The sequence below is a fragment of the Intrasporangium oryzae NRRL B-24470 genome, assembly GCF_000576595.1.
GTDB lineage: Bacteria > Actinomycetota > Actinomycetes > Actinomycetales > Dermatophilaceae > Intrasporangium_C > Intrasporangium_C oryzae.
In genome coordinates, this window is record NZ_AWSA01000085.1 from 1 (window position 1) to 9,480 (window position 9,480).

Below are 9,480 nucleotides of genomic sequence, written 5' to 3' on the forward strand. Positions count from 1 at the left end.
TGGATGGCAGCCCTCATCGCCCTCAAGACGAGTTGAGTGGATCTCCGCCTGCCCGGGTCTTGGGTCTTTCCCCGTGCTCCACGCGAGCATGCAGTTCGCGTCGCTTCGTGGTTCACCCAGGGCTGGCACCTGCCGCTGATTGCGCGACACGGACCGCCCCTCGACTGCCGATCCACAGCGCGAGTGACAAGACGCAATGCTCACATGCTGACTCACACCCCTAGCCGCACTGAGGACGGCTACGAGCAGTCGCCGGGCTTGCTGGCGTCGGCCAGCAGCGGTCGGGCCTTGACGGGCTCGCTTGTATTTTGCAAGTATGCCGCCATGAGCCTCTTCATCACCTGCCCGGTCGAAAGCGTCGAGCGCGCGACCGCCTTCTACACAGCCCTTGGGTGGACCCTCAACACCGAGATGTCCGATCACAACGTCTCGTGCTTCGCAATCGCGCCAGAGCAATACGTCATGCTCGGCAGCCGCGAAATGTACGCGAACGTCGGCGGCGTCGAGGACCTGGTCGGCGGACCGGACACCCCTTCGAAGGTCACGGTCTCCTTCGACCTCGGCAGCCGCGGGGCGGTCGACGAGCTCCTCGAGCGCGCCGGCGCCGCCGGCGGACGGATCGGCGACACCGACGACTACCCCTTCATGTACCAGCGCCAGTTCGATGACCCCGACGGCTACCACTACTCGCCGTTTTGGATGAAGCCGAACACCGATCCGACCGAGTGACCGACCTCGGCGCGGCACTCGAGATCGTCGGCAGCCGGTGGGCCCTACTCATCGTGGAACGCCTGCTCGAAGGGCCGCAGCGCTACGGCGACCTGCAGCGCGACCTCGGAGCGCCGACAAACATGCTCGCAACTCGCCTGCGCGAGCTCGAGGCGGCCGGCGTGCTGTCCCGTCTTCCTCTTCGGCACAACACACGTGCGTACGCGCTGACCGAGCGCGGGCTCGCACTGCGAGAGGCGATCGTCGCGCTCGGACGCTGGGGCGCCGAAGAGGACTAGCTCGCCAGCGCCGGTATCGGACGATGGCCCAGGCGACCTCACCAAGACTCACTGCATGGAGAAGGACGATCCACAGTGTTGGGACCCCCCCGTCCACCATCGACCTGGCGAAGACCGCAAAGAACACGAAGAGCCCCACACAGACCGTCAGACCCGTGCGGGGATCCTCCCTGTCGGTCAACCACCTGACGTCGCGCTCGGCGGCGGACCTACAACCCTGTCAGGCCTGGGTGCGCAGGTAGCGCCCGAAGTGCGGCACGGTGAAGGCGATCTGCCCGCGCTCGCTCGAGTAGATCAGCCCCTTCTTGATCAGCGCGTCCCGCGCGGGCGACAGCGACTGCGGCTTGCGCCCCAGCACGTCCGCCACCGCCGCGGTCGGCACCGCATCGAGCTCACCCCCCGGGGCGTATGCCGCTGAGCCCGGTTCCGCGCCGTCGAAACCTCGGCCATCGGCGGGCCCGTTCGGCGGACCGAAGAGAGCGGCATCCGCCATGGCCCGGAGGTACTCGCGCTCGGCCGGGGTGGCCCGCTCGAAGCGCGACCCGAAGAACCCGACCGCGAGCTCGGCCTCGGCCTCGGGCACGGCGACGCGGATGTCCTGCAGCGTCACCGGTGAGGTCGGCGCGATGTCCCACACGACCTTGCCGTAGGCCTGGATGAAGTACGGGTAGCCGGCGGTCACGGCATACATCTCGTCGAGGGCCTCGGGCGTGAACTCGCACCCCTCCTCGGAGGCCGGTCCGACGAGAGCCCGGTCGGCGGCGTCGCGCGGGAGGCGGTCGATGCGGGAGTAGCGGAAGAGCCGCTCGGAGTAGGACTTCGAGGCGGAGAGCACGGCGGGCAGGTGCGGCAGTCCGGCGCCGACGACGATGACCGGAAGGCCCGACTGCGAGATCTCGTGACAGGCGGCGCAGAGGGCCGAGACGTCCTCGGCATCGAGGTCCTGCATCTCGTCGATGAAGAAGGCGACGCCTTTACCGACGTCGGCGGCGAGCCCCCCGATGTCGGTGAAGAGCTCGACGAGGTCGATCTCGATGTCGCCGGAGTCCGCACGGCCGGGGACGGCAGGGACGTCGATGCCGGGCTGCCAGCGGTCGCGCAGCTTGGCGGCGGTGGGGGCGTCCCGCAGGGCGAAGGACTTGATGATCCCGAGTACCTGGTCGACGTCGTCAGGCCTCGGGTGACCGAGCTCGCGGACCGCCTGGTGCGCCGCGGCGGCGAGCGGGCGGCGGAGGCGCTGGTCGGGGCGGGCCTCGAGCTTTCCGGTCCCCCAGTCGGCGCGGACGGCCGAGGACCGCAGGGCGTTGAGCAGGACGGTCTTGCCGACCCCGCGCAGGCCGGTCAGGACGATCGAGCGCTCGGACCTGCCTCTGGCGATCCGCTCGAGCACGACGTCAAATGTGCGCAACTGCTCGTCACGGCCGGCGAGCTCCGGCGGCCGCTGCCCCGCACCCGGGGCGTACGGGTTCGTGATGGGGTCCACGATCGGAGGCTATACGCGTCTCTACCGCAGACCCGATAGGTCGGCATACGTGGCGATCGTGTCGCGCCGGTTCCGGATGTCGACCGCCATCCGCCCGTCCGGACCGAGCCCGCGCACGAGCTCCGCCGCGGCGGCGGGATCGTGGTCGTCATCCGGCACAGACGTGATGGTGGTCGTCGTGGTCGTGGCTCTCGTGCGGGTGATGGTGGTGCCCCGGGGGAGCGTCCGACGCAGGGACCAGGGCGCTGCCCGCGCGTTCGCGGACGCGCTCGACCTGCTCCCAGCCGTCACCGTCGAGGACGCTGAGCGTTGCCGGGAACACGCCGTCCTGCTCCTTGAGGATGTGCTCCCTCAGGAGCTCCAGCGTCGTCAGCAGCCGGGAGGGCCATGCCGGATCGTCCGGTACGGCGGTGGCCGACTCGGCGAGGACGGTGTGGATCCGGGCGTGCTCGTCGCGCAGCGCGTCGATGTGGTCGGGGAACTCGTCGGCCATGAGGGGGAAGAGCCCGTCCTCCTCGACCACGGTGTGCGGGCCGAGGACAGCGGTGATGTCGCGGGTGGTCCGTGCCGCGGCGTCCCGGTCGTCACGGGCGAGGTCCCGGCGGACGAGGGCGATCAGCGCGACGACGGCGTCGTGCTCGGCGGTGAGCTCGCCGATCACCGGGATCTGCTGGCAGCCGCAGTACTCACACATCAGCCGCTCGCCGTCCGCGCACTACGCGTGCACATCGACTCGATATTTTCCACGGAACCCAGTGTAAGAAAATCTTGGCCGATCACCAACACGCCTGTCGGAGGGCATGAAAAAGCGCCGTTCCGCACGGTCAGGGGTGGTCATGCGGAACGGCGCGTTGCGACTATAACGTGCCGTACGGTTCAGCCGTCAACGACTTCTCGGTCAGCGAACCGCCGAAACCTCGAAAACGGTCTGCGGGTTGGCGATCGCCTCCTGCTCGGCGACGAGGAGCATCTCCTCGGAGCCGCTCGCGTGCGTCCGCTCGAGGATGGAGTACATCGTCGCCGCGGTGCGCTTCAGCGCCTCCTGGGCGCCGTCCGTGAGGTAGTGCGCGAGGAAGACCGCAGCGGTCACGTCGCCGCCGCCGCGGACCGTCATCGGCAGCATCGGCGTCGTCACCACCCACGCACCCTCGCCGGTCACGCACGCCATCTGGATCGACCCGTCGGGGGTGTCGGACGTCAGTGCGCTCGTCACGAGAACGCACTCCGGACCGCGAGCGCGCAGCTCGTCGGCCGCCGCGACGAGCTCGGACAGGGTGCCGACCGTCCGGCCGACGAGGAACTCGAGCTCGAACTGGTTCGGCGTCACGATGTCAGCCCGCGGCACGACCTCGTCGCGGAGGTACTCGGGGATGCCCTCGCGGACGAAGAAGCCCCGCCCGACGTCGCCCATGACGGGGTCGCAGCAGTAGATCGCGGCGGGGTTCGCCGCCTTGACCCGCGCGACCGCGTCGAGCACGACCTGGCCCACGGCCTCGGCCCCCTGGTATCCCGACAGGACCGCGTCGATCGACGGGAACGCGCCCCGCTCCTCGACGCCGAGCAGCACCTCGGCGACGTCGGTCGGGGCGATGAGCGGTCCGCGCGTCGCGCCGTAGCCGGTGTGGTTCGAGAACGTCACCGTGAGCACGGGGTAGACGTCGTGCCCGAGCCGCTGGAGCGGGAAGACCGCGGCCGAGTTGCCGGCGTGGCCGTACGCGACATGGGATTGGATCGACAGGATCTTCACCCGCCACAGGGTAGCGATCGTGCCGACCACCCCACGCCGACGCCGGTCGTATGCCGCTGGGCGCGGACCGCGGTTATCGCTTCGTCCCAGCCCGGCGGCATACGGGCCGGCTCGTGCGAGGATGGATGCATGAGCGGAATCCCCACCACGACCGTGCACGACGTGGCCGACGACGCCCTCCTCATCGATGTCCGGGAGCACGACGAGTGGGAGGCGGGACACGCCCCGAACGCGATCCACATCCCCCTCGGAGAGCTGCCCGTGCGTCTGGAGGAGATCCCCGAGACCGACGGCCCGCTCGGGATCGTGTGCCGCATGGGCGGGCGCTCGGCTCGCGCCGTCGCGTGGCTCGCCCAGCAGGGCTTCGACGTCGCGAACGTCGAGGGCGGCATGCTCGAGTGGCACCGCGCAGGCAAGCAGATCACCGGCACCGCCAACCCGCAGATCATCTGATGCCATGACCGGTCGCCCCTACGACGAGAACCCCCCGGAGCGCTCCGGGGAGCGGGGCGAGCCTGACTTCTGGTCACCTCCCGACCCGTCACACGACTCCTTCTCGGCGTGGTCCGACGGCGCGGACACGACCCCCCTGCCCCAGGCAGCCACGGCACCGCCGCCCGACGTGCTGCCGCAGGTGCCGCACTGGCCCTACCCCTACCCGTCGTCGGCGCCGCCGGACCGCACGGGGTATGCCGCTCCCCCGCCCAGCCATCTCGTCTGGGCCATCCTCGGCATCTTCCTCGGCTTCTGGCCGCTCGGGCTCGTCGCGACCGTCAAGGCCGCGTCGGTGAGCCGACTGTGGGCGCAGAACCGGGTCGAGGACGCGTGGCGGGCCTCGAGGCTCGCCCGACGCCTGGCCGTCGGCGCCTTCGTCGTCCAGGGCTTCTTCTTCCTCGGCATGGTGTTCCTGCCTCTGTTCGTCTTCGGCCTCTGACGAGCCAGCTGCCCCGGCCCCAGCGGCGGGCCGAACGGACCCGATCGGGGGCGAGGCCGGGTCAGCGCAGCGGCAGCGCGCTCGGAGGCGTGCACAGGAGCCGGCCGGGCTCGGGCGCCGTCACCGGAACGAGCAAGGTCTCGGGGTCATCGGGCGACGGACGCACCGGGGAGGTGCGCTCGACGACCTGGATGCAGAGCTGCCACGTCCGCACGTCCTGACCGACCGGGTCACGCGGCGCCTCGAAGCTGTCACCAGGCACGTCGAGCGTGAGGGGCAGCGGCACGCTCGCCCGGCCGGTCAACGTCCCGCCCGGGGGCAGGGCGCGTCCACCGGTCACCGGCGCGGCCATGAACCGCACCCCGGGCGCGATGGCGAACGCCTGCTTGCTCACGCGTGCGACGCCGTCGGCGACGTACACCCAGGCATGTTCGGGGTCGAGGTCGGGGGGCAGCGTCGCGGAGCCGAGATCGGCCGGCACGCGGTCGAGCGCGACGAGATCGGCCGAGCCCGAGTGGGTGAGGGTGTAGTCGACGACGAGCCGCGACCCGCTGCCCGGCTGCGGTCGCGCCGTCAGGGTCACGTCACGGACGGTGACCGTCTCAGTCGCGCCGGAAGCACCCGCCGACCCGCCGTCCGAGGCGGACGCCGTGGCGGCGCCCCCGCCGTCGGTCGCGCCCGAGCCGGCCGGGGTCGGGCTCCCGCCGGGAGTCGCCTGGCCACAGGCGGCGACCACGCCGACGAGCACCGCCGGAACGACGGCGAGCCGGAGCAGCGCCCACCCGAGCGACTTCGTCAGCGCCAACCCGAGAGACCTCGTCAGCGAGCGCGCGGACGGCGGGAGCGGGTGGGCGGGGACAGGGCTCGACATCGCTCTCATGATCCTTGAAGACAACCACGGCGGGCGGACCGTTGCACCCCGAGCCGTCCGCGCGTGCCGGCGTCCGCGAGCGCCGGCCTCCGCCCGTGCCGGCGTCCCCGCGTGCCGCCCTACTTGAGCAGGCGGGACATCCGCCGGTCGGCGAGGGGCTTGCCGCCGGTCTGGCACGTCGCGCAGTACTGCAGGGAGGTGTCGGCGAAGGACACCTCGCGCACGACGTCGCCGCACACCGGGCACGGCAGGCCGGTCCGGGCGTGGACCCGCATGCCGGCCCGTTTGGCGTCCTTGAGCTCCTTGGCGGGCTTGCCGGACGCCGCGGCGACCGCGCTCGACAGCGTCTCGCGCAGAGCGGCATACAGCCGGTCGACGACGTCGGGCGTGAGCGACCCGGCGATGGCGAAGGGCGAGAGCTTGGCGACGTGGAGGATCTCGTCGGAGTAGGCGTTGCCGATGCCGGCGATGACCTCCTGGTCGCGCAACAGGCCCTTGATCTGGGTGCGGCGGCCGGCGAGGATGGCGCCGAACACCTCCCGCGTGAAGTCGTCGGCCAGCGGGTCGGGTCCGAGCCTGGCGATCCCCGGCACCTGGGCGGGGTCACGGACGATGTAGGCCGCGAGCGACTTCTTCGTGCCCGCCTCGGTGAGGTCGAAGCCCGACCCGTCTGAGAGCCGGACCCGCAGGGCGATCGGCGACTTGCCCGGCCGCAGGACGGTGTCGGGGAGCTGGTCGGACCACCGCAGCCAGCCGGCCCGCGCCAGGTGGAAGACGAGATGGGTCCCGTCGACGTCGATGTCGAGGAACTTCCCGTGCCGGTGGACGCCGTCGATCGGCGCTCCCTCGAGCGCCTGTGGCGGCGGGTCGAACGTCTTGAGGACGCTGATCGACGCGAGCTCGACCTTGACGACGGCAAGGCCGTCGGTCCGCTCGGCGAGGAAGTCGACGAGCGCCTGCACCTCCGGCAGCTCAGGCATGGCGCCAGTCTCTCAGCCCGAGGCGGTCGGGCGGTCGGGACGGGAGGGCTGCTCGTGCGCCGCGACGGGCTCGCCGACGCGACCAGCCTGCTCGAGCAGGCGCAGGAGCCCGTGGCCGTCGGGGGCCGAGAAGGTCGGGACCGCCGGCGGGCCCCACGGCCGCACCGGCGCCTCGAGGCGCCCCATCGGGTGGGAGAGGACCTGCTCCGCCGGCGACAGCTGCCGGATGCAGATGGCCTCGACCCGGTCGGGGCGAGCCTCGGCGAACGCGGAGTAGATCTGGGGGTCGTGCTGGCCGTCGTCGCCCACGAGGAGCCAGCGGATGTCGGGGAAGTCGCGGGCGAGGCGGTCGAGGCTCGTGCGCTTGTGCGCCTGACCGCTGCGGAACCAGCCCGTGTTGGTCGGGCCCCAGTCGGTCATGAAGAGCGGGCCCACCGGGTAGCCGCCCTCGACGAGGAAGCGGGTCAGGGTGGGCGTGGTGTTCCACGCCCCGGTCGAGACGTAGGCGATCGGCGCGCCCGGGTGCGCAGCGAGGAGCCGTCGGTAGAGCGGCGCCATCCCGGAGACGGCCCGGCGGGTCTTGCCGCGGCGCACGAAGGTGTTCCAGGCGGCGATCATCGGGCGCGGCAGCATCGTCGTGATGACGGTGTCGTCGATGTCGCTGACGATCCCGAAGGTGACCCCGTCGGGGACGATGAAGACGTCGGCCGGGACGGCCTCGGCCCCCTGGGCCTGGACGACGACCTGCTGCCACCCCGGCTCGAGCCCGTGGTCGTGGGCGACGACGTCGACGTGGCCGCCGCGGTCGCTCCGGCCGTAGACCTCCCGGTCGCCGATCGTCACGGTCACCGGGACGCCGCTCGCGGGCGAGGTCACGAAGGCGCGCCAGCCGCGGTCGTAGCGCGCCGGGGAGAGCGCGCCGGTCGCGTCCTGCCGGCTCGGCGGTCCGGGCTCGCCCTTGCGGCCCATGACGATCCGGGCGAAGACCCGCACGAACGACGTCGAGCCGTAGCCGATGTGGGTGATGACCCGGCTGTTCCAGCCGCGGCTGCGGAGCGCACGCTCGACCTGCCCGTGGACGGTGTCCTCGATGATGGCGGCCGCGTGCGGTCGGGACATGGGCCCAACCTACTTCACCGGGCCGACGCCCACCCGCCCGTGACCAGGGTGCCGGTCGGCAAGCGGACTCGACGGGCGCCGACGGCCGATCCGGGGTTTGATGGGCCCGTGAACGAGCTGGGCGAGATCCTCCGTGGCGCCGCGACGGGAGCGTTTCCCGCGGTCGACGGCGGCTGGGAGCGGATCCCCATGTGGCGAGACGGGGTCGAGGGCGTCGTCGCCTTCACGGGCCACGCCTTCCTCGCCGTCGGGGCGGACGCCTCCGACGCCGACATCGACGCACTCGGCGCCGACGGCTTCGGCGGGGCGAGCAACCCGCGCCTCGTGTCCGCGCTGGCCGGCCGCGGCTGGATCGACGCCCTCGACCTCGTCCTCGTCGCCCGCGGCGCGGGTGGCGAGCCGGCCCTGCAGCCGCGGAGCGACCTGCGCAACCACCCCCGCGCCGAGCACGCGACCTCCGTCCGCAGCGAGGTCCGGACCTTCGGGTATGCCGCTCACGACGACCACACGCTCGTGACCCTCTCGTCGGGGCTCGCCGGCCTGCCCGAGATCGGCATCGAGACGGACCCGGCCCATGCGCACTCCGGCACCGAGGTCGTGCGCAGGGCCCTGACGCTGGTGCCCGAGGGTGAGGTCGTCGTCGCCGCGTGCGCGCCGGGCAACGCTCGGGCCGTCCGGGCCTTCCTCGGCGCCGGGTTCGAGCCGGTCGCGTCCGTCCAGCTCTGGCGGCCGGACCGCGCCTGACGCCGTTCCGGCGCCGTCATCCCGTCTGACCCCGACCCCGACCCCGGCCGGCCGGCGGGCCTGCAGCGTCGGCCCCGACCCTCGCACGGCGGTCGCGGCTGCCGTGCGCCTCGACGCGCTCACCTGCGCCGGGCGCGGTTTCATGCTGATTTCGCCGGGTTGGGGTGGACTCGTTCCGTTTCCCATGATCGGATCACCGGGTGCGCACCGAGAGGGAGTCCGCCCCAGCTGACCGATCGGAACCCAGGACCCGCGGCAAGGGACTGCCCGGCTGGGGGGTGCTCGTCGTGGCCGCGCTCGGGTTCTGGCTCGTCGGCGCCCTGCCGTGGCTGCTCACGGGCCTGCGGCAGCCGACGTTCGGGACATGGCTCGGGGCCGACACCGCCGACCCACCCCGCGTCGCGCTGCCCTTCGCCCCGGGCACGCTCGGCCTCCTCTCCGTCGTGACGACGACGGGCGCGATCGTCGCACAGCTCGCCGCCTACCTCGGACGCCACCCCCGCCCGGACGGCCCCGGCGAGCCTGCCGAGCCGCGGCCGAGCATCGGCAACGCCCTCTGGGCCCTGCTCGGCGCCGCGCTCGGCGCCGCCGCGGC

The 9,480-nt window shown here is 72.2% G+C and carries 12 protein-coding genes and 1 pseudogene; 6 read left to right on the top strand and 7 right to left on the bottom strand.

Features of this window, described 5'->3' with window-relative positions:
- Nucleotides 1-324: 324 nt before the first annotated feature.
- Together N865_RS20805 and N865_RS20810 are read left to right on the top strand one after the other, a co-directional pair.
- The gene (locus N865_RS20805; protein ID WP_034810193.1) at nucleotides 325-729 is read left to right on the top strand and encodes a VOC family protein; all 405 of its coding nucleotides are present in this window, start codon (nucleotides 325-327) and stop codon (nucleotides 727-729) included.
- Nucleotides 726-1,007, top strand: coding sequence for a winged helix-turn-helix transcriptional regulator (locus N865_RS20810; protein ID WP_034810194.1), 282 nt, complete (start codon nucleotides 726-728; stop codon nucleotides 1,005-1,007). Before N865_RS20805 ends, N865_RS20810 begins: the two co-directional genes overlap by 4 nt.
- 220 nt (nucleotides 1,008-1,227) lie before the next feature.
- Here N865_RS20810 and N865_RS20815 read toward each other — a convergent pair whose 3' ends face one another.
- From N865_RS20815 to pdxY, 4 genes are all read right to left on the bottom strand, one after another.
- On the bottom strand, nucleotides 1,228-2,490 hold the full coding sequence (locus tag N865_RS20815; RefSeq protein ID WP_034810195.1) for an ATP-binding protein: 1,263 nt from the start codon (nucleotides 2,488-2,490) through the stop codon (nucleotides 1,228-1,230).
- Between the two features lie 21 nt (nucleotides 2,491-2,511).
- Nucleotides 2,512-2,649 carry a hypothetical protein gene (locus N865_RS22900; RefSeq protein WP_157557815.1) on the bottom strand — a complete coding sequence of 46 codons (138 nt, stop codon included), beginning with the start codon at nucleotides 2,647-2,649 and terminating at the stop codon, nucleotides 2,512-2,514.
- Nucleotides 2,639-3,184 carry a hemerythrin domain-containing protein gene (locus tag N865_RS20820; RefSeq protein WP_084328440.1) on the bottom strand — a complete coding sequence of 182 codons (546 nt, stop codon included), beginning with the start codon at nucleotides 3,182-3,184 and terminating at the stop codon, nucleotides 2,639-2,641. The genes N865_RS22900 and N865_RS20820 overlap by 11 nt, the downstream gene beginning before the upstream one ends.
- 204 nt (nucleotides 3,185-3,388) lie before the next feature.
- Complete coding sequence (gene pdxY, locus N865_RS20825; protein ID WP_034810203.1) at nucleotides 3,389-4,237, bottom strand: pyridoxal kinase PdxY; 849 nt, start codon at nucleotides 4,235-4,237, stop codon at nucleotides 3,389-3,391.
- A gap of 129 nt (nucleotides 4,238-4,366) precedes the next feature.
- Here pdxY and N865_RS20830 point away from each other — a divergent pair, with 129 nt between their 5' ends.
- Both N865_RS20830 and N865_RS22055 read left to right on the top strand, forming a co-directional pair.
- Nucleotides 4,367-4,690, top strand: a complete 324-nt coding sequence (locus N865_RS20830) for a rhodanese-like domain-containing protein (protein ID WP_034810196.1) — start codon at nucleotides 4,367-4,369, stop codon at nucleotides 4,688-4,690.
- A gap of 4 nt (nucleotides 4,691-4,694) precedes the next feature.
- Nucleotides 4,695-5,171 (top strand): CD225/dispanin family protein, encoded by a 477-nt coding sequence (locus tag N865_RS22055; RefSeq protein WP_051511198.1) that lies wholly within the window; start codon nucleotides 4,695-4,697, stop codon nucleotides 5,169-5,171.
- 61 nt (nucleotides 5,172-5,232) lie between these two features.
- On the opposite strand, the gene N865_RS20840 is transcribed toward N865_RS22055, so the two are convergent.
- From N865_RS20840 to N865_RS20850, 3 genes are all read right to left on the bottom strand, one after another.
- The gene (locus N865_RS20840) at nucleotides 5,233-6,042 is read right to left on the bottom strand and encodes a hypothetical protein (RefSeq protein ID WP_034810197.1); all 810 of its coding nucleotides are present in this window, start codon (nucleotides 6,040-6,042) and stop codon (nucleotides 5,233-5,235) included.
- 119 nt (nucleotides 6,043-6,161) lie between these two features.
- On the bottom strand, nucleotides 6,162-7,022 hold the full coding sequence (locus N865_RS20845; RefSeq protein WP_034810198.1) for an Fpg/Nei family DNA glycosylase: 861 nt from the start codon (nucleotides 7,020-7,022) through the stop codon (nucleotides 6,162-6,164).
- 12 nt (nucleotides 7,023-7,034) lie between these two features.
- Nucleotides 7,035-8,141: an App1 family protein gene (locus N865_RS20850; RefSeq protein WP_034810199.1), complete on the bottom strand. Its 1,107-nt coding sequence runs from the start codon at nucleotides 8,139-8,141 to the stop codon at nucleotides 7,035-7,037.
- Between the two features lie 108 nt (nucleotides 8,142-8,249).
- Between N865_RS20850 and N865_RS20855 the strand changes: the two genes are divergently transcribed.
- Complete coding sequence (locus N865_RS20855) at nucleotides 8,250-8,885, top strand: hypothetical protein (protein WP_034810200.1); 636 nt, start codon at nucleotides 8,250-8,252, stop codon at nucleotides 8,883-8,885.
- Nucleotides 8,886-9,085: 200 nt separating this feature from the next.
- Nucleotides 9,086-9,480 (top strand): annotated as a pseudogene (locus N865_RS20860) (hypothetical protein); the annotation flags it as partial.

Bases quoted from the DNA above. Each gene is read 5' to 3' on its own strand.
- N865_RS20850 (WP_034810199.1), bottom strand. From the start codon at position 8,141: ATGTCCCGACCGCACGCGGCCGCCATCATCGAGGACACCGTCCACGGG.
- N865_RS20840 (WP_034810197.1), bottom strand. From the start codon at position 6,042: ATGTCGAGCCCTGTCCCCGCCCACCCGCTCCCGCCGTCCGCGCGCTCG.
- N865_RS20805 (WP_034810193.1), top strand. From the start codon at position 325: ATGAGCCTCTTCATCACCTGCCCGGTCGAAAGCGTCGAGCGCGCGACC.
- N865_RS20820 (WP_084328440.1), bottom strand. From the start codon at position 3,184: ATGTGTGAGTACTGCGGCTGCCAGCAGATCCCGGTGATCGGCGAGCTC.
- N865_RS20845 (WP_034810198.1), bottom strand. From the start codon at position 7,022: ATGCCTGAGCTGCCGGAGGTGCAGGCGCTCGTCGACTTCCTCGCCGAG.
- N865_RS22055 (WP_051511198.1), top strand. From the start codon at position 4,695: ATGACCGGTCGCCCCTACGACGAGAACCCCCCGGAGCGCTCCGGGGAG.
- N865_RS20830 (WP_034810196.1), top strand. From the start codon at position 4,367: ATGAGCGGAATCCCCACCACGACCGTGCACGACGTGGCCGACGACGCC.